This is a genomic window from Streptomyces sp. NBC_00250 (assembly GCF_036192275.1).
GTDB lineage: Bacteria > Actinomycetota > Actinomycetes > Streptomycetales > Streptomycetaceae > Streptomyces.
The window spans coordinates 6,919,314-6,941,815 of sequence record NZ_CP108088.1 but is presented as its reverse complement, the minus strand read 5'-3'; the positions used below and the strand labels follow the sequence as shown (position 1 = coordinate 6,941,815).

Below are 22,502 nucleotides of genomic sequence, written 5' to 3'. Positions count from 1 at the left end.
ACACGCCCAGGGCTGTCCGCCGGACACGACCTAGCCGACCACCCGCCCGTTGACGACGACCCGGCGCGGCGCCGCGAGGACGCGGACGTCCGCGCGCGGGTCCTCGCCGTAGACGACGAGGTCGGCCGGGGCGCCCTCCTCCAGGGAGGGGCGGCCCAGCCACTCCCTGGCTCCCCAGGCGGTGGCCGCGAGCGCGTCGATCGGCGGGATGCCGGCCTTCGTCAGCTCCTCCACCTCCTCGGCCACCAGGCCATGGGCGAGGGAGCCGCCCGCGTCGGTGCCGACGAAGACCGGGACGCCCGCGTCGAAGGCGGCGCGCACGGTGTCGTACCGGCGCTCGTGCAGCCGGCGCATATGGGCCGACCAGCGGGGGAACTTCTCCTCGCCGCCGTCGGCCAGGTGCGGGAAGGTCGCGATGTTGACCAGGGTCGGGACGATCGCGACGCCCCGCTCGGCGAAGAGCGGGATGGTGTCCTCGGTGAGACCGGTCGCGTGCTCGATGCAGTCGATCCCGGCCTCGACGAGGTCGCGGAGCGAGTCCTCCGCGAAGCAGTGCGCGGTGACGCGGGCGCCGAGCCGGTGCGCCTCGGCGATGGCGGCCTCGACCTCGGCGCGCGGCCAGCAGGCGGTGAGGTCGCCTGCCTCGCGGTCGATCCAGTCGCCGACGAGCTTGACCCAGCCGTCGCCGCGGCGGGCCTCGCGGCCGACGTACGCCACGAGGTCGGCGGGCTCGATCTCATGGGCGTAGTTGCGGATGTAGCGGCGGGTGCGGGCGATGTGCCGGCCCGCGCGGATGATCTTCGGCAGGTCCTCGCGCTCGTCGATCCAGCGGGTGTCGGAGGGCGAGCCCGCGTCCCGGATCAGCAGGGTGCCCGCGTCCCGGTCGGTGAGGGCCTGCTTCTCGCTGGTGGCCTCGTCGACGGGGCCGTGCCGGTCGAGGCCGACGTGGCAGTGGGCGTCGACGAGGCCGGGCAGCACCCAGCCCTCGACGGTGACCGTCTCGGCGGCGGGCCGGTCGAAGGTGACCCGTCCGTCGACGCACCACAGTTCGTCCCGTACGTCCTCGGGGCCGACGAGCACCCGTCCCTTCACGTGCAGCACCGCGTGATCACTCATGCCTGCACTGTACGAGGGCGGGTGCCCGGCCGGGACCCCCGATCGGGGGGGGGCACGGGTGATCGCGCCCCTTCCACCGTCACTCGTCGATCGCGGACCCGAAGCGCGCGTCGACGTACGGGCCGCCGAGGCTGCCCACGCTGTAGGTCCACGAGCCGGTGGCGGTCGGCCCGCCCGTACCGGCGGAGAAGACCCACACGTGCCCGTCCGCGGTGTTCTCCCCGGGGGCGGCGGCCAGCAGTCCGAAGCGGCCGTCGGCGTTCGGGTCGACGAGCCGGACCTGGCCGCCGAACCCGTCCCCCTTCTCCACCCCGCCGGGCACGGACGGCGAGTCCTGGGTCCAGGACCGGGCGCGGGTGCCGGTGAGGCCCCGGGCGCTGCCGCGCAGGACGGTGACCATGCCCGCGTCGGCGACGGTGCCGATGTCCTCGCCGGGCGCGCCGATCGCGAGGTCGGCGTAGCCGTCGTGGTCGGTGTCGCCGAGGGAGAGGTCGGCGCCCCAGCCGTCGCCGCGCTCGGAGGCGCCCGGTACTCCCGGGGAGTTCTGGGTCCACCACTGCGGCGGGGTGCCGACGCCGGTGGCGCCCGCGAGGCCGCGCGGGCCGCCCCGGTAGACGCCGACGAGGCCGCCGGTCATGCTCTCGCCGCCGTCGTCGGGGCTGTGCGGCTCGCCGGTGACGAGGTCGTCGTGGCCGTCGCCGTCGAGGTCGCCGGAGGCGGTGACCGGGCCGCCGCGCAGGTCGCGCTGGTGGACGAGGTGGTCGCTCCGTCCGGCGAGGTACCAGGACCAGCCGTGGCCGGGTTCGGCGCCGGTGGTGACGCCGCCGATCACCAGGTCCGCGAAGCCGTTCCTGTCGTAGTCGCCGGTGGTGACGGACTTGGCGACGAGGTCCCGGAGCGGCGGCGCGGCGGCGCGCCCACCGCTTCGCGCGAGGGCGGCGCGGTTCAGCGGCTCGGCGCCGTGCGCGCGGGGGCCGGTGCCGGTGCGCCGCTCGCCCGGCCGGAGGGCGGCGCCGAACAGGTGCCGTTCGGCGGACCGGCGGTCGAGGGCGATGAGCTGGTCCCCGGACGTCTCGGCGGTGAACCGCGCGGCGCCGAGTGCGGAGCCGAAGCGGTTCCCGGCCACCGGGCCGAGGAGGCTCTCGACCCAGCGGCTGTCGGTGCCGACGAGTCCGTGCGGGGAGCCCCACAGGACGATCACGCCGCCGGCGTCGGCGCGGGTGCCGATGTCCTCGCCGGGGGCCCCGATCACGGCGTCGTCGTAGCCGTCGCCGTCGAGGTCGCCGGTGGCGACGGCGGCGCCGAAGGAGTCGCCGGCCTCGGCACCGCCGGGTACTCCCCTGGTGTTCTGGCTGATGACCGTGGCGGCGCGGGTGTCGATGCCGTGCCGTGAGCCGTACTGGACGGTGACGAGGCCGGCTCCGCGCCTGCCGCCGACGGTGGCGCCGGGCGCGCCGACGAGGACGTCGTCGAAGCCGTCGCCGTCGAAGTCGCAGTTGCGGTCGTCGGCGCGGGTGCTGCCGGGCACCCCGGCCCAGGCGGCGGGTGCGGTCGCGATCCCCGCACCGGTGAGAAGGAGGAGCGTCGCCGCGGCGAGGGCGGCGGAACGGTGCTTGCGCATGGAGCGTCTCCTGGAGTCGGAGGGTTCCGGGCGGCTGCGGGGGTGCGCCGGACGGGGCCCGTGCCCGGTCCGTCGTCCTGTTGGACACCTGATGTCCCTTGACGGTTGCACCGGAACGAAGATCCCTTTTGTACGGGTGGGCCGAGGGCGGGGAAGGGGTGCCTCGGTACCCTGATCGGGAGTTCCGCCCGCACCGCACCGAGTCGAAGAAGGCACCGCCGTGACCGTGACACATCCGCTCCTGGACCTGGCCCCGCTGACCGCCACGCATTTCGCGTCGATCGAGCGGCGGGTGGCCGCGCTGCTCTCCACGGAGCAGGACGTGGTGATCCCCCAGGGCGAGGCGCTGCTCCCCCTGGAGGGGTGCATCCGCAGTGGGGCGCGGGCCGGTTCGACCGCGCTGAACGTGGTCACGGGGCCGTACGGGCAGACCTTCGGCAACTGGCTGCGGGACTGCGGCGCGACCGTCGTCGACCTGGAGGTGCCCTTCCACACGGCGGTGACGGCCGCTCAGGTGGAGCAGGCGCTCGCCGCGCACCCGGAGATCGACTTCGTGTCCCTGGTGCACGCGGAGGCGGCGACCGGCAACACCAACCCGGTGGCGGAGATCGGTGAGGTCGTCCGGGCGCACGGCGCGTTGTTCTACCTGGACGCGGTGGCCTCGATCGGCGCCGAGCCGGTGCTGCCGGACGCCTGGGGCGTGGACATGTGCATCATCGGCGCGCAGAAGGCGATGGGCGGGCCGGCGGGCGTGTCGGCGGTGTCGGTGAGTGCCCGCGCGTGGGAGCGGTTCGCGGCCAACCCGGCCGCGCCGCGCCGCTCGTACCTCTCCCTCCTGGACTGGAAGGAGCGCTGGATCGACGGCGGCCGGAAGACGCTGCTGCACGCTCCGGCGCAGCTGGAGATGCTGGCCCTTGAGGCCTGTGTGGAGCGGATCGAGGCGGAGGGCCTGGACGCGTTGATGGCGCGGCACGCCTCCGCGGCGGCCGCTACGCGCGCGGGTGCGCTGGCGCTGGGCGGCGGCCTGGAGCCGTATGTGCACGAGGCGAAGGACGCGGCCCCGGTCGCGACGACGCTGCGCGCGCCGGCCGGGGTGGACGCCTCGGAGCTGGTGGCGAAGGCGCTGGCCGCCGATCCGTCGCTGCCGCTGATCGCGGGTGGCGGGGCGCTGGCCAAGGAGATGATCCGGGTGAACCACTACGGGGTGGACGCGACCCCGGGGGCCGTGCAGTCCTCGCTGGCCGCCCTGGGCGCGGCGCTCGGCGAGACGGGACGCACGGTGGACCTGGAGGGCGCACGCCGGGCGGTCACGGAGGCGTGGACCTGATCCGGCCGCCGGTGCGGGGAGGGGCGGGGGTCCGGTGCCGGACCCCCGCCCCTTTCCGTACGCGGGTTTCGTGCAGGCGAGATTCGTGCAGGCGGGTTCCGCTTGCGCGCGTTTCGCCTGCCGCGACTCACAGCGCCGGGTAGTCGGTGTAGCCGCGGTGGTCGCCGCCGAAGAAGGTCGCGGTGTCCGGGGTGTTGTACGGGCCGCCGGCCCGCAGTCGGGCGGGCAGGTCGGGGTTGGCGATGAAGAGCGCCCCGTAGGCGACGAGGTCGGCGGTGCCGTCCTCGATCAGCGACAGGGCGTCGCCGTCGGTCGGTCCCTCGGTGGACGGGTTGAGGACGAAGGTGCCGGAGAAGGCCTTGCGCAGGGCGAGGGTCAGCTCGCGGACCTCGGGCGTGGGCTCCGTGACGTGCAGGTAGGCGATGCCGACGGGGTCGATCGCGGCGACGAGGGCGGGGTAGAGCTCCTCGGTGTCGGTCTCGGCGATGTCGTTGTAGGTGTTGGCCGGGGAGATGCGCAGTGCGGTGCGCTCGGGGCCGATCTCGGCGGCGACGGCCTTGACGACCTCGACGGTGAGGCGGAGGCGGTTCTCGACGGGGCCGCCCCACTCGTCGGTGCGGTGGTTGGAGCCGGTGGCGAGGAACTGCTGGAGAAGGTAGCCGTTGGCGCCGTGGATCTCGACGCCGTCGAAGCCGGCGTCGACGGCGTTGCGGGCGGCCGCGGCGAAGCCGGCGATCGTCTCCCGTATCTCGTCGGCGGTGAGTTCGCGCGGGGCGACGAAGTCGATGAGGCCGGTGCCGGCGAAGAGCTGTCCCTTCGGGGCGACGGCCGAGGGGCCGACGGGGTGGAGGCCGTCGCCGAGGACGACGGGGTGGCTGATCCGGCCGGCGTGCATCAGCTGGACGAAGATCTTTCCGCCGCGCTCGTGGACGGCGTCGGTGACCTCGCGCCAGGCGGCGATCTGCTCGGCGCTGTGCAGGCCGGGGGTGTTGGGGTAGCCCTGTCCGACGGCGGTCGGCTGGGTGCCCTCGGTGATGATGAGGCCGGCCGAGGCGCGCTGGGCGTAGTACTCGGCGACGAGCGCGGTGGGGGTGCGACTCTCGCCCTCGGCCCGGCTGCGGGTCATGGGCGCCATGGCGATGCGGTTGGCGAGCCGGGTCCCGGCGAGGTCGATGGGGTCGAAGGCGGTGGTCATGGCTGTCCCCTTCACAGATTTATGTGGTCGGCCAACTATCTGGTCCGGATGCCACTGTAACCCATTGATTGGCCGACCAAGGTAATCTGTGGGGAGAGCCTTCCCGAGGAGCCCCGATGCCAGGACCCGACCCCGCCTGTACCGAGCCGACCCCCTCCGCCGCCCGCGGTGGACCCGTCAGCATCGCGCTGGCCCGGGTGGCCCGGATGCACCGGATCGCCGCCGGACGCCGGCTGCGGGAGCTGGAGCTCTACCCCGGCCAGGAAATGATGATGATGCGGCTCTGGGACTGCGGACCGGTCCGCCAGTCCGAGCTGATCCAGTCCCTGGGCCTGGACGCCTCGACCGTGACCAAGATGCTCCAGCGCCTGGAGCAGGGCGGCCACGTCCGCCGCGGCCCCGACCCGGCCGACCGGCGCGCGGTCCTCGTCGAGGCGACGGAGGAGGGGCGGGCGCTGCGCGCCGGCGTCGAGGGCGTCTGGTCGGACCTTGAGCAGGCCTCCCTGAACGGACTCGGCCCGCAGGAGCGGGCGGAACTGGCCCGGCTCCTCGGCCTCGTGGCGGAGAACCTGCGCGAGGAGGCGGGCGAGGCGGGCGAGTGCCCGCCGCCGCCGGGGAACTGCTGAGGACAGGGCGGCCCCTGGGGGGCCTCCCCACGTACGCCCTCCCCCGGCGGCGGTACGGGCCTCAGCCCGCGAGGACGTCCAGGACCCGGTCCACGTCCGCCGCCGTGTTGTACAGGTGGAAGGACGCGCGCAGGTTGCCCGCGCGGGCGGAGAGCAGGACGTCGGCCTCGCGCAGCGCCTCCGCGCGGTCCCCGAGGCCGGGGATCGCGACGACCGTCGAGTCGTCCACGACCGGCTCGTGGCCGAGGGAGACGAGACCCGAACGGAAGCGGGCCGCGAGCCCCTTGTCGTGGGCCTCGATCCGCCCGATGCCGATCTCCTCGAGAAGCGCGAGCGAGCGGGCCGCCCCGTGGTACGAGAAGAAGGCCACGGGCTCGTCGAACCGGCGTGCCGTACGGGCCAGTTCGCGGACCGGGCCGTAGCTGTTCACCCACAGCTCCTCGCCGGTGACCCAGTTGGCGTGGATCGCGAGGAGCGAGTCCTGCGCCTCCTCGGTGACGGTCAGGAAGGACGCCCCGCGAGGGCACAGCAGGTACTTGTATCCGCCGGTGACCGTGTAGTCCCAGTCCCCCGCGCTCAGCGGCAGCCAGCCCGCCGACTGCGTGGCGTCGAGGAGCGTCCGGGCGCCGTGCGCGGCCGCCGCGGCACGGATCGCCGTGAAGTCGGCCGTCCGGCCGTCCGCCGACTGCACGGCGGAGAAGGCGACGAGCGCGGTCTCCGGGCGGACGGACTCGGCGAGCCGCTCCAGGGGCACGAACCGGGTCTTGAGGTCGCCGCGGATCGTGAAGGGGGTGATGACGGAGGAGAAGTCCCCCTCGGGGAAGAGGATCTCGGATCCGGCGGGCATCGACTGGGCGATCATTCCGCAGTGCACCGCGACGGAGCTGCCGACGGCGACGCGCTCGTGCGAGACGCCGGCGAGGCGGGCGAAGGCGGCGCGGGCCTCGTCGACGATGTCGAAGCTTCCGGCACCGTCGGACCGGCCGTCGGCGGTCTCCTCGGCGAGGAGCGTGACCGCCTCGATCGTCCGGCGGGGCAGCAGCCCGCACGCGGAGGTGTTGAGGTAGGTCTTCTTGGGCGCGAACTCGGCGCCGCCGAGCGGCTTTTCCAGGGGTTCCATGACCTCAGCCTGGATTCCCCACGATCACCCGTCAATCGGCCTTGATCGTGGGGAAAACCCAAGCCTGTCTTATCGCCGCAGGTGGGCGGGGGCGCGGGCGGTGGGCCGGCGTCCGGAGACGGGCCCTCAGGCCCCCGGCACCTCGCAGCTGCCGTCGGTGTCGCAGACCGCCGCGTCCCCGCCGATCGGCTGGAGGACCCGGCCCTGCCAGGCCTGCTCCAGGGCCTGGGTGAAGACCTCGGCGGGCTGGCCGCCGGAGATGCCGTAGCGGCGGTCGAGGACGAAGAAGGGCACGCCGTTCGCGCCGAGTTCGGCGGCCTCGCGCTCGTCCTCGCGTACGGCGTCGGCGTAGGCGGAGTCGTCGGCGAGGACGGCCCTCACCTCCGCCTCGTCGAGGCCGGCCTCGACACCGAGCGTCACCAGGGTCTCCGTGTCGAAGACCGAGCGCTCCTCGGCGAAGTTGGCGCGGTAGGCCAGGTCCAGGAGCTCGTTCTGACGCCCTCGGTCCTTGGCGAGGTGGAGCAGCCGGTGGATGTCGAAGGTGTTGCCGTGGTCGCGGCCCTCGGTGCGGTAGCCGAGGCCCTCGGAGTGCGCGTTGGACGCGACGTGCGCCTCCATGGCGCGCGCCTCGTCGAGGGTGCGGCCGTACTTCTCGGCGAGCATCTCCAGGACGGGGCCGGTGTCGCTCTTGGCGCGGTTCGGGTCGAGCTCGAAGGAGCGGTGTACGACCTCGATGTCGTCGCGGTGGGCGAAGGCCGCGAGCCCCTTCTCGAAGCGTGCCTTGCCGATGTAGCACCAGGGGCAGGCGATGTCGCTCCAGATCTCGACGCGCATGTGACTTCTCTCCGAGGGTTGCCGGTGGGGTGTTCGTCCGGGGAACGCCCCCACCGGTCCGAATCATTCCGTTTCCGGCCCCAGTGTGAGCCGGAGCACCAGGTGATCGCCGTCGCGCGGGGTCTCCGGGTCGGGGGCCCAGCCGTGGGCGGCGTAGAAGGCCTGGGCGCGCTCGTTCTTGTCGAAGACCTCCAGGCGGGCCGTGGTCACCCCGGCGGCGCGCCAGGTCTCCACGCAGGCCGCGTGCAGCTCGGCGCCGATGCCAGCGCGCCAGCGGGCGGGGAGGACATGGAGCTGGGTGAGGTGCATGAGGCCGTCCCGCTCGCCATGGGCGGCGATGCCCACGACCTCCCCGTCGCGTACGGCGCAGAGGACCGCCCCGCGGTCGATGGCGCCCGCCCAGCCCTTGCGGGCGCGGGCGACCTCCTCGGGGCCGAGGAAGTCCGCGTCGGGGAGGTGGCCGCGGTAGTAGGTGGCCCGGGCCTCGGTGTGGAGGGCGGCGACGGCGTCGAGATCGGCTGCGGTGGCGAGTCTGATCATGACTCTTCAGGACGCGCGGGAGGGTGGGACGGTTGCGGACCCGGCAGGTGCCGTCGCGTGCCCGACGGAGGACAGGTGGCCGGAGGGGGACGCGTGGCCGAAGGAGGCGCGGTACGCGCTCGGGGTGAGGCCCGTGCGGCGCAGCAGGTGCTGCCGCAGGGAGTCCGCCGTGCCGAGGCCGCTGGCGCGGGCCACCCCGTCCATGCCGAGCGAGGTGGTCTCCAGGAGCTCCTTGGCCCGCTCCACCCGCTGGTGCAGCAGCCACTGGAGCGGGCTGACACCGGTCTCGGCGTGGAAGCGGCGGGAGAGCGTGCGGACGGAGACGCCGGCGTGCCGGGCCAGGTCGGTGAGGCCGAGGGGTTCGTCGAGGTGTTCCATGGCCCACGCGCGCGTCTCGGCGAACGAGGCCCCTCGCTCGGGCGGCAGCGGGGTCTGCGTGAACTGGGTCTGACCCCCGGGGCGTACGGGCGCGACGAGGGCGAGACGGGCGACGGTGTTGGCGACGGCGGCGCCGTGGTCGGTGCGGATGACGTGCAGGCAGAGGTCGATGCCCGCCGCGTATCCGGAGGAGGTGAGCACGGGCCCGTCCTGGACGAACAGGACGTCGTCCTGGAGGTCGACGGCGGGGTGGCGGGCGGCGAGCAGCGAGCGGTACGCCCAGTACGTCGTCGCGGCCCGGCCGTCGAGCAGCCCGGCCTCGGCGAGCGCGAAGGCGCCGGTACAGATGGAGGCGATGCGCTTGCCCGCGGCCGCCGCGGCGCGCAGCGCGTCGAGGATCCGCGGGTCGGGGTCGGCGGAGGAGCCGCCGCCCGCGAGGACCACGGTGTCGGCCTCCTCCACCGCGTCGAGGCCCCGCGGGACGAGCAGGTCCAGGCCTCCGGCGGTGGTGACGGGCCCGGGGTCGGGGGCGCAGATGACCGTCTCGTACCCGGGTGCGCCGTCGATCTCGACCTTGCCGAACAGCATCTCGGGGATGGCCAGGTTGAACATCGAGACGGGCGGGGCGGCGATCACGGCGACGCGTCGGACGCGGGACGGGGGTGCGGACTCGGCTGTCATCTGGCCAGAACCTCCGGGCATATGGCATTCGGGCCACTACTGTACGGCTCCGCCGATCATGAAGCTGGAGGCATGTCCTCAACCGACCTCGTACAAGCCGCTGTTGCCGTTCCCTCCCCCGCGAGCGCCCCGGAGCGCCCCGCCTCGCCGGGCCCCGCACTGGCCGCCGCCATGCTCGGGTTCGCCCTCATCACCCTCGACACCTCCGTCGTGAACGTCGCCCTGCCGGCGATCGGCACCGACCTGCGGGCGGGGATGTCGGGGCTCCAGTGGGTGGTGGACTCGTACACGCTGGTCTTCGCCGCGCTGCTGCTGTCCAGCGGGGCGCTGGCCGACCGGATCGGTGCGAGCCGGGCGTACGGCACCGGGGTCGTCGTCTTCGTCCTGGCCTCCGCCGCCTGCGGCCTGGCCCCCGGCCTTCCGTCGCTGCTCGCGGCCCGCACCGTGCAGGGCGCGGCGGCCGCGGTGATGCTGCCGGCCTCGCTCGCGCTCGTACGGGAGGCGTACGGAGATCCGGGGCGGCGGGCCCGCGCGGTGTCGCTGTGGGCGGCGGGCGGCACGGTCGCGGTGGCGCTCGGTCCGGTCGTGGGCGGGGCGCTGACCACGGCGTGGAGCTGGCGGGGCATCTTCTTCGTGAACCTGCCGCTGGGCCTGCTCGCGCTCGCCCTGCTGACCCGGGTGGCGCGTTCGGCCCGCCGGCCCGCCCCGCTCGACCTGCCGGGGCAGCTGACGGCGATGACGGCGCTCGGGGCGCTCACCTTCGCCGCCATCGAGGGCGGCACGGAGGCCTGGTGGGCGCTGGGTGTCGCGGCTGTCGCCTTCGCCGCGTTCCTGGTGATCGAGACGCGGCGGCGGCACCCGGTGGTGCCGCTGGGTCTGTTCCGGAACACGACGGTGGCGGTCGCGGTGGCGGCGGGCTCGGCGAACAGCGTGGCCTTCTACGGAATGCTCTTCGTCTTCAGCCTCTTCTTCCAGCAGGTGCTCGGCCTCTCGCCGCTGGCCGCCGGGCTGATGTTCCTGCCGATGACGGGACTCCTCGCCGCGGTGAACATCCTGTCGGCGAAGGTCGCGGCGCGGTACGGGGCGAGGCTGCCGATCGTCGTCGGCCAGGCGGTCGCGGTGGCGGGCCTGCTCGGGCTGCTCACGGTGGACGCGGACTCCTCCCGGGCGGCGCAGGCGCTGCTGCTCGTACCGCTCGCGCTCGGGGCGGGCTTCTCGCTGCCGCCGCTGATCGCCTCGATGATGGAGGCGGTCCCGGCGGATCGGGCGGGCACGGCCGCGGGCCTCCTGAACGCGGTCCGGCAGACGGCGGGCGCCCTCGCGATCGCGGTCTTCGGCTCGATGGCGGCCGAGTCCATGGAATCGGCCCTCCGCGCCGGCCTCCTGATCAGTGCGGGCCTCCTGACTCTGACGGCCCTGGCCTCCCTCCGCCTGCCGGGCCGCAGGGCCTGAGCTCCGGCTTCAGGCGCCCTTGCGGTACTGGCCCGGGGCCACGCCGTACTCCCGTTTGAAGGCCTTGGCGAAGGCGAACTCCGAGGAGTAGCCGGAGCGTTGGGCGACCGTGCGGAGCGGAAGGTCGTCGGAGCGGAGCAGCCGGCCCGCCGCGGTCATGCGCCACCAGGTGAGGTACGAGAGGGGTGCGCGGCCGACCAGGGCGGTGAACCGGCGGGCGAAGGCGGCCCGGGAGAGGCCGCTCAGGGCGCCGAGTTCCTCGACCGTCCACGCACGCGCGGGGTCACCGTGCAGGGCGCGGAGGGCGACGGCGACCGCCGGGTCGCCGAGGGCGGCCGACCAGCCGGTGGAGCGGTCGGCGCGTTCGGTGAGCCACCAGGTGCGCAGCAGGTAGAGCAGCAGGGTGTCGAGCAGGGCGGGAACGATCGCGTCGGATCCCGGCTGGGGTTCGGCGAGTTCGGCGCCGAGCAGGTCGACGGCGGCGCGCAGCCGGGGGTGGGCGCCGACCCGGGCGGGCAGGTGCACGTACGGGGGCAGATCGGTGAGGAGCGGGTGCGCCCGGGCGCGGCTGAGCTGGTAGGCGCCGCAGAGGAGCAGGGTGTCCTCGGCGCCGATCGGGCCCCGGTCGGGCGGGGTGGGCCAGGAGCCGTCGGGGGCCGGCAGGGCGTCGACGAGGGGCGTGTCGGGCCGGTCGGCGAGGCCGTGGCCGGTGCCGTGGGCGAGGAGGACGACATCGCCGGGGCCGAGTCTGACGGGGGCGGCGCCGTCCGGGGGCAGCAGCCACGCGGTGCCCTGGAGGACGACATGGAATCCGGCGCCCTCGCTCGGGGGGAAGCGGAGGCCCCAGGGGGCGAAGCGGACCGTGCGGGAGGAGTGGGGGCGCCCGGTGCGCATGGCGGCGATGGCATCGCTCAGTACGTCCATCCCGGCACCGTACTCCTCGTCGAGACGGGCGAGACGATCGGACATCGACGGGAGCTGTCGGGACATGGATCGTCTCACCGCGCGCTCGTAGCGTCTTGTTCATGACGACAACGGACATGACCACCAGGGCAGTTCTCTTCCATCGGACCGGCGGGCCCGAGGTCCTCACCGTGGAGGAGGTGCCGCTGCCGGCCCCCGGGCCCGGCGAGGTGCTCGTACGGGTCGAGGCGATCGGGCTCAACCGGGCCGAGGCGCTGTTCCGCGCGGGTGCCTACTACTACCCGGCGACGCTGCCGGGTTCGCGGCTCGGCTACGAGGCGGCGGGCGTCGTGGAGGCGGTCGGCGCGGGGGTCACCGCGTACGCGCCCGGAGATCCGGTGATGGCGGCGGCCAACTTCGACTTCGGGGTGTACGGGGTGCACGCGGAGCGGGTGGTGCTGCCCGAGGAGTACGTGGTGGCCCGGCCCGAGGGGGTGGACGCGGTGACGGCGGCGGCGGTCTGGCTGACGTACTTCACGGCGTACGGCGGCATGGTGCTGACCGGCGGCCTCGGCCCCGGCGACCACGTGGTGATCACCGGGGCGTCCAGCGGGGTGGGGACGGCCGCGATCCAGACGGCGCTGCGCGTCGGGGCCGTGCCGATCGCCACCACGCGCGGCGAGGGCAAGCGGAAGCGGCTTCTGGAGCTCGGGGCCGCTCAGGTGATCGCGACGGACACCGAGGACCTTGTGGCGGAGGTGCGGCGGATCACCGGCGGGGCGGGCGCCGATCTCGCCTTCGACGCGATCGGCGGGCCCGGGTTCGCCCGGCTCGGGGACGCGCTGCGGCCCGGGGGCACGGCCGTGCTGTACGGCTGGCTCGACCCGCGGCCGGTGGCCCTGTCGACGAACTGGCCGCAGACGGTCCACACGTACGCCAACGGGGCGCTCGCCAGGACCGCGGAGGGGCGCCGCCGCGCGGCCGGGTTCATCGGCTCGGGGCTGCGCGACGGTTCCCTCGCGCCGGTGATCGCCGAGACCTTCGACGGTCTGGAGCGGATCACCGACGCCCATCGGCTGATGGAGTCCAACGAGCACCTCGGGAAGATCGTGGTGCGCGTCGGGGAGTGAACCGGGACGGCCGGGACTCAGTGGCGGGGCAGGCCCAGCGGGTTGTCGTCGCGAAGCTCCGGCGGGAGCAGGTGGCCGGGGGTCGACTGGTAGGTGACCGGGCGCAGCCAGCGCTCGATCGCGGTCGCGCCGACCGAGGTGGCGGTGGAGGTGGTGGCCGGGTAGGGGCCGCCGTGGTGCTGGGCGGCGGCGACGGCGACGCCGGTGGGCCATCCGTTGACGAGGACGCGGCCCGCGAGCGGGGTGAGTTCGGCGAGGAGCGGGGCCGCGTCCTCGTCCTGGTCCCGCTCGGCGATCTGCAGGGTGGCGGTGAGGTTGCCGGGCACCCGGGAGAGGACCTCGGTGACCTCCGTACGGGAGTCGTAGCGGACGACGACGGTGACCGGGCCGAAGACCTCCTCCACGAGGCCGGGGTGCGGGCCGTCGAGCAGGGTCTTGGCGTCGACGGCCAGGAAACCGGCCTTGACGGTGTGCGGCCCCCCGGCGGCGGGCCGGACCGGCGCGGTGACGCCGGGGATCCGGGCCATCCCGTCGGTGCCGGTGAGGAAGTGGTCCCGCATCCGGTGGTCGAGCATCACGCCGGGCTCGGCGTCGCGCAGGGAGTCCGTCAGCGCGTCGACGAAGCGGTCGCCCGCGTCGCCCGAGGGGGCGAGGACGAAGCCGGGCTTGGTGCAGAACTGGCCCTGCCCCAGCGTCATGGAGCCGGCCAGGCCGGCTCCGATCTCCTCGGCCCGCTCCTCGACGGCGGCCGGGGTGATCACGACCGGGTTGAGGGAGCCGAGTTCGCCGTGGAAGGGGATGGGGACGGGCCGGGCGGCGGCCGCGTCGAAGAGGGCCCGGCCGCCGCGGACCGAGCCGGTGAATCCGGCGGCCGAGACGAGCGGGTGGCGGACCAGCTCGACACCCGCGTCGAAGCCGTGGACGAGGACGACGACGTCCTCGGGGAGGCCTGCCTCCGCGGCGGCCCTGCGGAGCAGCGAGGCGCAGAGTTCGGAGGTGGCCGGGTGGTCGGGATGGGCCTTGATCACCACGGGGCAGCCGGCCGCGAGGGCGCTCGCGGTGTCGCCGCCGGGGACGGAGAAGGCGAGCGGGAAGTTGCTGGCGGCGTAGACGGCGACGACGCCGAGCGGGATCTTCCAGCGGCGCAGGTCGGGCCGGGGCGGGATCGCCGCGGGGTCGGGCAGGTCGATCCGGATGTCGAGGAAGGAGCCTTCCTCGACGACCTCGGCGAAGGCCCTCAACTGGGCGACGGTGCGGGCGAGTTCGCTGGTGAGGCGGACCGGCCCGAGGGCGGTCTCGGCATCGGCGGTCTCGACGATCTCTCCGCCCGCCTCGTGGAGGAGGCCGGCCGCGGTACGGAGGAAGGCGGCCCGCACGGTCCGGTCGGCGAGGGCCTCGCGGACCGCGTGCGCGGCCCGTACGGACCGGTCGACGTCCGCCGCCGTCGCCTCCACCGCGACCCGCTCGCGCGGCTTCCCCGTCCGGGGGTCCACGCTCCACACTGGTTCTGCCGCCACCGCCACGCCCCTGTTCGCTATTCTGAACACAGTTCCCGTAGATGAACGCATCTGTACGGGACTTTAGGGACGGCCCGGCCGTCTCCACAAGGGGCCCCGTTCGGCCAGGTGGCCACGGGACGACCGGACGACGGAAAAGGGGCGAGGGTCATGGCGACTGCCGACGCGGGCGGAGCGCAGGTGAAGTCCGCGGTGCGGACCGTGGAGCTGCTCGAATACTTCGCCGGGCGCCCGGGGATGCACTCGCTCGCCGCGGTCCAGGAGGCCGTCGGCTACCCCAAGTCCAGCCTGTACATGCTGCTGCGCACCCTGGTCGAGCTGGGCTGGGTGGAGACGGACGCGACCGGTACCCGGTACGGCATCGGCGTACGGGCGCTGCTCGTCGGCACCTCGTACATCGACGGCGACGAGGTGGTGGCCGCCTCCCGGCCCACCCTGGACCGGCTCTCCGACGACACCACCGAGACCATCCACCTGGCGCGGCTCGACGGCACCAACGTCGTCTATCTGGCGACCCGCCAGTCCCAGCACTACCTGCGGCCGTTCACCCGGGTCGGGCGCCGGCTGCCCGCGCACTCGACCTCGCTCGGCAAGGCGCTGCTCGCCACCCACACCGACGAGCAGGTGCGCAAGCTGCTCCCGGAGACCCTCCCGGCCCTGACCGAGCACACGATCACCGACCGCGAGCAGCTCATCGAGGAGCTGCGCGTCATCCGTGAGCAGGGCATCTCGGTGGACCGCGAGGAGAACACGCTCGGGCTGCGCTGCTTCGGCGTCGCCATCCCGTACCGGACCCCGGCGCGGGACGCGATCAGCTGCTCGGTGCCGGTGGCGCGGCTCACCCCGGCCCACGAGCAGATGATCAAGGACGCGCTCTTCGACGCCCGGGACCGGCTGACGCTGGCGACCCGCCGCCTCTGAGCCTCCCGCCGGGAGGTCAGGCACACGCGAGCCTCCCGCCGGGGGCAGCCGCGCGTGAGCCTCCCGCCGGGGGATCAGCCGCGCTCGGCGAGCGCCTTCTGCCAGACCGGGCTGTCCACGTAGTGGTTGTCGTACTGCTCCGAGGAGGCCTTGATCTCCTCGAAGCTCGCCTCGCCCCGCATGACCCGGCCGAGGAGGCGCAGGTAGTCGAAGCGGGCCATGCCGGGCGTGAAGACGAACAGCACGTCGGCCTCGGCGCCGGGCGCCGCCGCGAAGGCGTGCGGGGTGTGCGGCGGGACGAGCAGGAAGTCGCCCTTCTCCAGGACGGACAGCTCCTCGTCGACGAGGACCTGGAGCGAGCCGTCGATCACGTAGAACATCTCCGACGCCTTGGTGTGGAAGTGCGCCGGGGCGCCGACCGCTCCCTTCGCGAAGGTGGAGCGGTAGCTGGTGAGCTGTCCGCCGGTGGTGCCGGAGTCGGCGAGGAGGGTCATGACGCTGCTGGGGTCCGCGGTGGTCTCGGCGGTGGCGGCGCGGGTCAGGAGCGGGGCGAAGGGCGCGTTCTCGTTCATGATCACTACTCTAGGGCCTCATTGACCCTTGGGAAGGGTTCAATTGATCTACAGAAACGTGGGTCAATTCACTCCGCCCGAAGCCGTCGCACGGCGTACCGCGTCACACCCCGGGGACGAGGGCGCCTCCCCCGCGCGGCGGAGGCGGATCACCGGTCCGCAGGAGGTGGCGCCGGGGGTCCGCGCGGGAGCGTGGAGCCATGACACGGACCGCTCACCTCCCCGCCCCGGCGCCCGGCGCCGACCACGGAACCACGGACGACCCCGGAACCGCCGGAGACCGCCGGACCGGCGGCTTCCGCCGCGCCCTGCGCGTGCTGGCGATCCTCGCCTGCCTCCCTTACGTCTCGCTCAAGGTCGCCTGGGTGGCCGGCAGCGAGATCGGCATCCCCGCCGGGAGCGTGCTCCTGGAGCACCGGCAGCTGCTGATCGTCGCCAACTCGGTCACGGTGGCGGCCGACGCCCTGGTGGTCGTCCTCGCCCTGCTCCTCACCCGGCCCTGGGGACAACGGGTGCCCGCCTGGCTCCTGGCGCTGCCGATGTGGGCGGCGACCGGGCTGCTCGCCCCGATCATGACCGGCTACCCCACCCAGCTCGCGGTCGCCCTCTTCACCGGCGACGAGCAGGCCGCCGCTCCCGCCGAACCCTTCCTGGACTCCTGGGTCTTCGCCGTCGTCTACGGCGGCTTCATCCTCCAGGGCCTCTCCCTGGGCACCCTTTTCGTGCTGTACGCGCGCGACCGCTGGGGCCGGCTCGTGCGCGGCCGCCTCGGTGAGCTGTCCGCCCGTACGGCCGGGCGGGGCGTACGGGCCACGGCCCTGGCCGCCGCCGTCCTCGCGCTCGTCCCCCTCACGCTCCACACGATGTGGCTGTCCGGCGCGACCGAGGGCCTGTCCCCCCGTCAGATCGCCGAGCGCGACGTCGACTTCACCGTCCTGGAAGCCCAGTGGATCGCCTTCCTCGTCGTCGCCGTGGCCACCACCCTCCTCCTCGTCCTGCGCAGGCCCGCCACCCTGAGGACGCGCACGGTCGTCGCCCTGGCCTGGATCGGCTCGGGCACGGCGGGCTGCTGGGGCGCGTACATGTCGCTGGTCGCGCTGATGCCGGACACGGATCCCGCCAAGCGGCTCACGGGCCTCGCGCAGCTGACCTACGCTGGCGAAATGATCACCGGATTCCTCCTCGCCGCCTGTCTGGCCGCGGTCCTGCGGCGGCGGAGCGCCGAGGCGTGAGACGGTGCGCGATCGCCCTCCTCGGGCAGCGGGCCAGACGGCGCTGGCTCCATCTGATCGTGGGCGGCGCGCTGTTCATGCCGTTCTGGATGGTCGGCTCCGTGGTCGTCGGGGCGTTGCTCGACGCGGGCGGTCTGTTCACCGGGAGCCTCACGGTGCAGTTCGGGGCGTACGCGGTGGGACTTCCGCTGGTCGCGGTCGCCGCGCTGTTCCCGTTGGCCCGGCCGATGTCGGTGGCCGCGGCGCGGGCGCTGTGCGGGGTTCCGGCGGACGGGTTGGCGGACGGCCCGGCCCGGGGCAGGGAGGCGAAGGCCCGGACGGCCGGCTGGTTCACGCTGCACCTGGGCGCCGGGGCGCTGATCAGCGGGGCGACGCTGGCGCTTCCGCCGTTCGCGGTGTCCGTGCTGGCGCTGCCGTTCTCGTCGGCGCTGCGGGAGTCGGAGGTCGGCCGGCTCTGGGGTCTCGACCGGCCCTGGTGGAGCTGGGCCGCGATCCCGGCGGGGATCCTGATGCTGATCGCGCTCGCCGCCGTGGCCGCCGCGACCGGGGCCCTCCTCGCCCGGCAGGCGCCCCGGCTGCTCGGGCCGAGTCCGGCGGACCGGCTCGCGGCGGCCGAGCGGCGCGCGGCGGAGGCGGAGTCCCGCAACCGGCTGGCCCGGGAGCTGCACGACTCGGTCGGTCACGCGCTGAGCGCGGTCACCCTCCAGGCGGGTGCGGCCCGCCGGGTCCTGGACGGCGGCGACGGGGCGGACCTGGAGTTCGTCCGGGAGGCACTGACCGCGATCGAGGAGACCACCCGGCGCACGGTCGGCGAGCTGGACTGGGTCCTCGGGCTGCTGCGGCGCGACGAGGACGCCGGGGAAGGACCGGGGCCCGGTCCGGGTCTTGACGCCCTGGAGGCCCTGGTGCGGGGTGCGGGACCGAAGGTGGCGCTGACCGTGTCCGGCGACCTCGGGCCCGTACCGGAGGCGCTGTCCCGGGAGACGTACAGGATCGTTCAGGAAGGGCTGACGAACGCGGCCCGGCACGCGGGCGGGGAGCCCGTCGCCGTACGGCTCGACGCCCGTAGCGAGGAGTTGGAGATCACCATGGAGAACCCCCTGCCCGCGCGGCCCCCGGCCGTCCGCCCGAACGGCGGTCGCGGACTGCGCGGAGTCACCGAGCGGGCCCGGCTGCTGGGCGGCACCGCGGAGGCGGGCCCGGCGGACGGCGTCTGGCGGCTCGCGGTGCGGATCCCCCGATGAGCGCCCCGGCGAACGCCACGATCAGGGTCGTCCTGGCCGACGACGAGCGGATGGTGCGGACGGCCCTGCGGGTCATCCTCGACGCGGAGCCCGATCTGCAGGTCGTCGGCGAGGCGTCCACCGGCGCCGAGGCGGTCTCGGTGGTGCGGGCCGAGCGGCCCGATGTCGTCCTCATGGACGTACGGATGCCGGAGATCGACGGCATCCGGGCCACCGAGCAGATCCTCACGGGGATGGCGGAGCCGCCCCGGATCGTGGTGGTGACCACCTTCGAGAACGACGCCTACGTGTACGACGCGCTGCGCGTCGGCGCGGCCGGCTTCCTGCTCAAGCGGGCGGCGGCGGAGGATCTGGTGAGCGCGGTCCGGCTGGTCGCGCGGAGCGACTCGCTGCTCTACCCGGCGGCGGTACGGGGCCTGGCCGCCGAGCACGCCCGGCACCGGGCGCCGGTGGCGCCGCCCTGGGTGGCGCGGCTGACCGAACGGGAGGCCGAGGTGCTGCGCCTGGTGGCGACGGGCCTCACCAACGCCGAGATCGCGGGCCGGATGGGCGTCGGCGCGGCCACGGTCAAGACGCACGTGGCGGCGGTCCTCGCGAAGTCGGGCGCCCGGGACCGTACGCAGGCGGTGATCCTGGCGTACGAGTCGGGGTTCGTCCGGGCGGGGTGACGGCGCCCACCGCGAGCTCCGCCGACATGAAGGTTCACTGAGAAACGGGCCACACCCGGAACGTCCCGTACCGGGTCGTTCGTCCCCACAAGTGCGATGAACAAGACGATCAGGCGCACCTCGGTCTTCGTGCTGCTCCTGGTGCTCGCCCTGCTGGGCCGGGCCACCTGGGTGCAGGCGTACGAGGCGAAGGCGCTCGCGAACGACAAGAAGAACCGGCGGAACACGATCGCGCAGTACGCGCAGCCGCCCGGGAACATCGTCGTGGCCGGCTCGCCGGTCACCGGCTCGAAGAAGACGGAGGGAACGGACCTCGAGTACCGCCGTACGTACACGGACGGCGAGCTGTACGCCGCGGTGACCGGCTACAGCTCGCAGGCGTACGGCGCCACCCAGCTGGAGGGCATCTACTCCGACGTCCTCGACGGCACCGACGACCGGCTGAAGAACCCGCTCGACGCCGTCACCCGCAAGCAGCAGGAGCCGGGCACGGTCGTCACCACGATCGACCCGGACGTGCAGAAGGCCGCCTACCGGGCGCTGGGCAGCAAGAAGGGCGCGGCCGTCGCCGTCGACCCGGCCACCGGCCGCGTCCTCGCGATGGTCTCCACCCCGTCCTACGACCCGTCGAAGATCGCCGGGACGACGAACGGCGACGCCTGGAAGGCTCTGACCACCGACGAGGACAAGCCGCTGGTCAACCGGGCGCTGCGGCAGCCGCTGCCGCCCGGCTCCACCTTCAAGCTGGTCGTCGCGGCGGCGGCCCTGGAGGACGGTCTGTACGGCTCGGTGGACACGGCGACGGAGAGCCCCGACCCGTACACCCTGCCGAACACCCGGACCGTGCTGAAGAACGAGAACGCGTCGGCGCCCTGCGAGAACGCCACGATCCGCACGGCGCTCCGCTACTCCTGCAACAACGTCTTCGCCAAGATGGCCGCCGACCTGGGGCAGGACAAGGTGAAGGCGATGGCCGAGAAGTTCGGCTTCAACGACGCCGAGCTCGACGTCCCCGTCCGCGCCTACGCGAGCGTGTACCCGTCCGGCATGGACAAGGCGCAGACGGCGCTCACCGGCATCGGCCAGTTCGACGTGACCGCCACCCCGCTGCAGATGGCGATGGTGTCGGCGGCGATCGCCAACGACGGTCTGCTGGCCGCCCCGCACATGGTGTCGGAGGTCGTCGACTCCGACGGCGACGCGCTCACGACCTTCAAGGACGGCGACAGCGAGCGGATCGTCTCCTCGTCGACGGCGGAGCAGCTGCGCAGCGCGATGCGGACGGTCGTGGACGAGGGCACGGGCTCCAACGCGGCGATCAGCGGGGCCGAGGTCGGTGGCAAGACGGGTACGGCGCAGCACGGCGAGAACAACAGCAAGACGCCGTACGCCTGGTTCACCTCGTACGCGAAGGACCCCTCCACGGGGAAGCAGGTCGCCGTCGCGGTGATGATCGAGGACTCGGGCGCGGCCCGCTCCGAGGTCAGCGGCAACGGCCTGGCGGCCCCCGTGGCGCAGAAGATGATGGCGGCGGCGCTGAAGTGAGGTGAATCCGCTTGGCGGGGGCCCCGATTGGCCGTCGGGGCCCGTCACGCGATATGCAGGGTCACGCTCGTATCCGAGCACGCATTCGAACCGCTGACCCTGCTCTCACCTCGCGGAGGACCGCCGTGCGCCTGCCCCGTTCCCTGTCCGGCTGGACCATCGCGGTCTTCGGTGTGCTCGCCGCCGCGCTGGGGGTGGTGGGCCTGGTCGTACCGGACGCGCTGCTCACGGTGATGGGCTTCGAGCCGGTGCCCGAGGGCGGGCGCGCGGACGGCGACCACACCCTGGTGTTCCTCACCGCCTCCTCGATGGCCGCGCTCAACATGGGCGTGTACTACGTGCTGGCCGCGCTCGCCGACTGGAAGCCCTTCTTCCGCTGGACGGTCCCCTTCCGGCTCCTCACCTGCGCGGTCTTCACCCTCGCGGTCGTCGGCGGCCGCGCCCCGGCCGGATTCCTGGGCGTGGGCCTGTGGGAGGGGCTGGGCGCGGTGGTCACGGGTCTCGCTCTGCGGTACGAGAAGGCGCGCGCGGAGCCTCCGTACGAGGAGCAGGGCGCGGGCGCGTGAGGCGCGACGGGCCGGCCCACTAGGGCAGATGCCCGATCCCCCGGGGCCACCTCAGCGACCAGCCTGAGGTCATGCGCTGGTATCTGACAGGTGTCGTCGTGTCCGGGTTCGGGACGACGGCGATGTGGCTGGTCTCCGGGATCTGGGTCAAGTCGCTGACGGGCTCCGACAGTCTCGCGGCCCTGGCCGCCTTCGCCCTGTGGGCGCCCGTCCTCCTCGGGCCGCTCCTCGGCACGCTCGCCGACCGGGTACGGCGTCGGCCGCTCCTGGTCGCGCTGAACGCGGCGATGGCCGTGCTCCTCCCGCTGCTCCTGTGGGTGGAGTCGGCGGACAGGGTGTGGCTGCTCTTCGCCGTCCTCGTGCTCTACGGCGCGCAGGGCGCCGTCCACGAGGCGGCGGAGCAGGCCCTGATCGCGACCGCCCTGGACGAGAAGCGGCTCGGCACCTTCAACGGGCTGCGGATGACCGCCAACGAGTCCATGAAGCTGGTCGCCCCGCTGGTGGCGGCGGGGCTCTTCGCCCGGTACGGGGGCGGGCCCGTCGCCCTCCTCGACGCGGCGAGCTTCGCGCTCGCGGCGGCCCTGTTCGCGTGGATGCCGGTACGCGAGACGCGCCCGGTCCGGTCCGGGTCCCGGCACTGGTGGCGGGAGACCACCGAGGGCGTGCGGCTGCTCCGCGGCTCGCCGGTCCTGCGGCCGCTGGTCGCGACGGGCGCGTTCACGATGCTGCTCGCCGGGGTGAACGGGGCCGCGATCTACGCGGTCGTGGACCGGGGGCTCGGGCACGCGCCCGCGTACGCCGGTGTGCTCTACGCGGTGCAGGGCGTGGGATCGGTCCTCGCGGGCCTGGTCACCGGCCCGCTGCTGCGCAGGACCCCGGAGCGGACGCTCGCCGCGGCGGGTCTCGCCCTGTTCGCGGTGGCGGTGGGCGTACGGGCGCTGCCGTACGAGGCGACGGCACTGGCCGCGAGCGCGGTGATCGGCCTCGGGCTGCCGTGGGTGCTCGTGGCGGTGATGACGGCCGTGCAGCGGGAGGCGCCGACGGAGGCGGTGGGCCGGGTGGCGGCCACCGCGAACACCCTGGTCATGGCGCCGAACGCGCTGGCCCTCGCCCTCGGCGCGGGTCTTGTCGCCCTGGTCGACGTCCGCGTCCTGCTGCCGCTGCTCGCGCTCGCGGGGACGGGGTGGGCGGCGGGAGTCGCGATACGGGGGCGGCGCGGGCGACGCGACCGTGATCCGGCGACGAGCACCCCGGAGACCCCCGTCCCGGCCCGCTGACAGCGCCGCCTCCCAGAGGGCGGCCCGCGGGCGCTCG

The 22,502-nt window shown here is 74.1% G+C and carries 21 protein-coding genes; 11 read left to right on the top strand and 10 right to left on the bottom strand.

Translation table 11 applies throughout. The features are described from left to right. Positions 1 to 30: 30 nt before the first annotated feature. Both OG259_RS31415 and OG259_RS31410 read right to left on the bottom strand, forming a co-directional pair. Positions 31 to 1,116 carry an amidohydrolase family protein gene (locus OG259_RS31415; protein WP_328945322.1) on the bottom strand — a complete coding sequence of 362 codons (1,086 nt, stop codon included), beginning with the start codon at positions 1,114 to 1,116 and terminating at the stop codon, positions 31 to 33. 79 nt (positions 1,117 to 1,195) lie between these two features. Next, on the bottom strand, positions 1,196 to 2,737 hold the full coding sequence (locus OG259_RS31410) for an FG-GAP repeat protein (protein ID WP_328945321.1): 1,542 nt from the start codon (positions 2,735 to 2,737) through the stop codon (positions 1,196 to 1,198). A gap of 226 nt (positions 2,738 to 2,963) precedes the next feature. Here OG259_RS31410 and OG259_RS31405 point away from each other — a divergent pair, with 226 nt between their 5' ends. Beyond that, positions 2,964 to 4,064, top strand: a complete 1,101-nt coding sequence (locus OG259_RS31405; protein ID WP_328947233.1) for a pyridoxal-phosphate-dependent aminotransferase family protein — start codon at positions 2,964 to 2,966, stop codon at positions 4,062 to 4,064. A 127-nt stretch (positions 4,065 to 4,191) separates the two neighbouring features. Here the strand turns inward: OG259_RS31405 and OG259_RS31400 are convergent, their stop codons facing one another. Beyond that, the gene (locus OG259_RS31400) at positions 4,192 to 5,259 is read right to left on the bottom strand and encodes an alkene reductase (RefSeq protein ID WP_328945320.1); all 1,068 of its coding nucleotides are present in this window, start codon (positions 5,257 to 5,259) and stop codon (positions 4,192 to 4,194) included. Between the two features lie 116 nt (positions 5,260 to 5,375). Between OG259_RS31400 and OG259_RS31395 the strand changes: the two genes are divergently transcribed. After that, entirely contained in the window at positions 5,376 to 5,885 is a 510-nt protein-coding gene (locus OG259_RS31395) for a MarR family winged helix-turn-helix transcriptional regulator (RefSeq protein ID WP_328945319.1), read from the top strand. 61 nt (positions 5,886 to 5,946) lie between these two features. On the opposite strand, the gene OG259_RS31390 is transcribed toward OG259_RS31395, so the two are convergent. The 4 genes from OG259_RS31390 to OG259_RS31375 all read right to left on the bottom strand — a co-directional run bounded on the left by OG259_RS31390 (position 5,947) and on the right by OG259_RS31375 (position 9,438). Next, complete coding sequence (locus OG259_RS31390) at positions 5,947 to 7,005, bottom strand: aminotransferase class V-fold PLP-dependent enzyme (protein WP_328945318.1); 1,059 nt, start codon at positions 7,003 to 7,005, stop codon at positions 5,947 to 5,949. A gap of 126 nt (positions 7,006 to 7,131) precedes the next feature. Next, the gene (locus tag OG259_RS31385) at positions 7,132 to 7,839 is read right to left on the bottom strand and encodes a DsbA family oxidoreductase (RefSeq protein ID WP_328945317.1); all 708 of its coding nucleotides are present in this window, start codon (positions 7,837 to 7,839) and stop codon (positions 7,132 to 7,134) included. Between the two features lie 63 nt (positions 7,840 to 7,902). Next, positions 7,903 to 8,379: a GNAT family N-acetyltransferase gene (locus OG259_RS31380; RefSeq protein WP_328945316.1), complete on the bottom strand. Its 477-nt coding sequence runs from the start codon at positions 8,377 to 8,379 to the stop codon at positions 7,903 to 7,905. A gap of 6 nt (positions 8,380 to 8,385) precedes the next feature. Next, positions 8,386 to 9,438 (bottom strand): GlxA family transcriptional regulator, encoded by a 1,053-nt coding sequence (locus OG259_RS31375; protein WP_328945315.1) that lies wholly within the window; start codon positions 9,436 to 9,438, stop codon positions 8,386 to 8,388. A gap of 72 nt (positions 9,439 to 9,510) precedes the next feature. Here OG259_RS31375 and OG259_RS31370 point away from each other — a divergent pair, with 72 nt between their 5' ends. Then, positions 9,511 to 10,890 carry an MFS transporter gene (locus OG259_RS31370; protein WP_328945314.1) on the top strand — a complete coding sequence of 460 codons (1,380 nt, stop codon included), beginning with the start codon at positions 9,511 to 9,513 and terminating at the stop codon, positions 10,888 to 10,890. Positions 10,891 to 10,899: 9 nt separating this feature from the next. Here OG259_RS31370 and OG259_RS31365 read toward each other — a convergent pair whose 3' ends face one another. Continuing rightward, positions 10,900 to 11,814 carry an AraC family transcriptional regulator gene (locus OG259_RS31365; protein ID WP_328947232.1) on the bottom strand — a complete coding sequence of 305 codons (915 nt, stop codon included), beginning with the start codon at positions 11,812 to 11,814 and terminating at the stop codon, positions 10,900 to 10,902. 101 nt (positions 11,815 to 11,915) lie between these two features. On the opposite strand from OG259_RS31365, the gene OG259_RS31360 reads away from it, so the two are divergent. Beyond that, entirely contained in the window at positions 11,916 to 12,923 is a 1,008-nt protein-coding gene (locus OG259_RS31360) for a zinc-dependent alcohol dehydrogenase family protein (protein WP_328945313.1), read from the top strand. A gap of 17 nt (positions 12,924 to 12,940) precedes the next feature. Here OG259_RS31360 and OG259_RS31355 read toward each other — a convergent pair whose 3' ends face one another. Next, a complete protein-coding gene (locus tag OG259_RS31355) occupies positions 12,941 to 14,440 on the bottom strand; it encodes an aldehyde dehydrogenase (NADP(+)) (protein WP_328945312.1) in 1,500 nt (499 codons plus the stop codon). A 150-nt stretch (positions 14,441 to 14,590) separates the two neighbouring features. On the opposite strand from OG259_RS31355, the gene OG259_RS31350 reads away from it, so the two are divergent. Next, complete coding sequence (locus OG259_RS31350) at positions 14,591 to 15,361, top strand: IclR family transcriptional regulator (protein ID WP_266890473.1); 771 nt, start codon at positions 14,591 to 14,593, stop codon at positions 15,359 to 15,361. A gap of 74 nt (positions 15,362 to 15,435) precedes the next feature. Here the strand turns inward: OG259_RS31350 and OG259_RS31345 are convergent, their stop codons facing one another. Beyond that, positions 15,436 to 15,933, bottom strand: coding sequence for a cupin domain-containing protein (locus OG259_RS31345; RefSeq protein ID WP_328945311.1), 498 nt, complete (start codon positions 15,931 to 15,933; stop codon positions 15,436 to 15,438). A 200-nt stretch (positions 15,934 to 16,133) separates the two neighbouring features. On the opposite strand from OG259_RS31345, the gene OG259_RS31340 reads away from it, so the two are divergent. The 6 genes from OG259_RS31340 (at position 16,134) to OG259_RS31315 (ending at position 22,465) form a co-directional block, all read left to right on the top strand. Further along, positions 16,134 to 17,165, top strand: a complete 1,032-nt coding sequence (locus OG259_RS31340) for a hypothetical protein (RefSeq protein WP_328945310.1) — start codon at positions 16,134 to 16,136, stop codon at positions 17,163 to 17,165. After that, positions 17,162 to 18,409, top strand: a complete 1,248-nt coding sequence (locus OG259_RS31335; RefSeq protein ID WP_328945309.1) for a sensor histidine kinase — start codon at positions 17,162 to 17,164, stop codon at positions 18,407 to 18,409. The genes OG259_RS31340 and OG259_RS31335 overlap by 4 nt, the downstream gene beginning before the upstream one ends. After that, positions 18,406 to 19,077 (top strand): response regulator transcription factor, encoded by a 672-nt coding sequence (locus OG259_RS31330; protein WP_328945308.1) that lies wholly within the window; start codon positions 18,406 to 18,408, stop codon positions 19,075 to 19,077. The genes OG259_RS31335 and OG259_RS31330 overlap by 4 nt, the downstream gene beginning before the upstream one ends. A 96-nt stretch (positions 19,078 to 19,173) precedes the next feature. Further along, positions 19,174 to 20,622, top strand: a complete 1,449-nt coding sequence (locus tag OG259_RS31325; RefSeq protein ID WP_328945307.1) for a peptidoglycan D,D-transpeptidase FtsI family protein — start codon at positions 19,174 to 19,176, stop codon at positions 20,620 to 20,622. A 125-nt stretch (positions 20,623 to 20,747) separates the two neighbouring features. After that, on the top strand, positions 20,748 to 21,188 hold the full coding sequence (locus tag OG259_RS31320; protein ID WP_328945306.1) for a hypothetical protein: 441 nt from the start codon (positions 20,748 to 20,750) through the stop codon (positions 21,186 to 21,188). 71 nt (positions 21,189 to 21,259) lie between these two features. Beyond that, positions 21,260 to 22,465: an MFS transporter gene (locus OG259_RS31315; RefSeq protein WP_328945305.1), complete on the top strand. Its 1,206-nt coding sequence runs from the start codon at positions 21,260 to 21,262 to the stop codon at positions 22,463 to 22,465. Positions 22,466 to 22,502 lie beyond the last annotated feature (37 nt).

Bases quoted from the DNA above. Each gene is read 5' to 3' on its own strand.
- OG259_RS31340 (WP_328945310.1), top strand. From the start codon at position 16,134: ATGACACGGACCGCTCACCTCCCCGCCCCGGCGCCCGGCGCCGACCAC.
- OG259_RS31325 (WP_328945307.1), top strand. From the start codon at position 19,174: ATGAACAAGACGATCAGGCGCACCTCGGTCTTCGTGCTGCTCCTGGTG.
- OG259_RS31410 (WP_328945321.1), bottom strand. From the start codon at position 2,737: ATGCGCAAGCACCGTTCCGCCGCCCTCGCCGCGGCGACGCTCCTCCTT.
- OG259_RS31390 (WP_328945318.1), bottom strand. From the start codon at position 7,005: ATGGAACCCCTGGAAAAGCCGCTCGGCGGCGCCGAGTTCGCGCCCAAG.
- OG259_RS31400 (WP_328945320.1), bottom strand. From the start codon at position 5,259: ATGACCACCGCCTTCGACCCCATCGACCTCGCCGGGACCCGGCTCGCC.
- OG259_RS31375 (WP_328945315.1), bottom strand. From the start codon at position 9,438: ATGACAGCCGAGTCCGCACCCCCGTCCCGCGTCCGACGCGTCGCCGTG.
- OG259_RS31415 (WP_328945322.1), bottom strand. From the start codon at position 1,116: ATGAGTGATCACGCGGTGCTGCACGTGAAGGGACGGGTGCTCGTCGGC.
- OG259_RS31360 (WP_328945313.1), top strand. From the start codon at position 11,916: ATGACGACAACGGACATGACCACCAGGGCAGTTCTCTTCCATCGGACC.
- OG259_RS31380 (WP_328945316.1), bottom strand. From the start codon at position 8,379: ATGATCAGACTCGCCACCGCAGCCGATCTCGACGCCGTCGCCGCCCTC.
- OG259_RS31370 (WP_328945314.1), top strand. From the start codon at position 9,511: ATGTCCTCAACCGACCTCGTACAAGCCGCTGTTGCCGTTCCCTCCCCC.
- OG259_RS31365 (WP_328947232.1), bottom strand. From the start codon at position 11,814: ATGGACGTACTGAGCGATGCCATCGCCGCCATGCGCACCGGGCGCCCC.
- OG259_RS31330 (WP_328945308.1), top strand. From the start codon at position 18,406: ATGAGCGCCCCGGCGAACGCCACGATCAGGGTCGTCCTGGCCGACGAC.
- OG259_RS31395 (WP_328945319.1), top strand. From the start codon at position 5,376: ATGCCAGGACCCGACCCCGCCTGTACCGAGCCGACCCCCTCCGCCGCC.
- OG259_RS31385 (WP_328945317.1), bottom strand. From the start codon at position 7,839: ATGCGCGTCGAGATCTGGAGCGACATCGCCTGCCCCTGGTGCTACATC.
- OG259_RS31345 (WP_328945311.1), bottom strand. From the start codon at position 15,933: ATGAACGAGAACGCGCCCTTCGCCCCGCTCCTGACCCGCGCCGCCACC.
- OG259_RS31350 (WP_266890473.1), top strand. From the start codon at position 14,591: ATGGCGACTGCCGACGCGGGCGGAGCGCAGGTGAAGTCCGCGGTGCGG.
- OG259_RS31315 (WP_328945305.1), top strand. From the start codon at position 21,260: ATGCGCTGGTATCTGACAGGTGTCGTCGTGTCCGGGTTCGGGACGACG.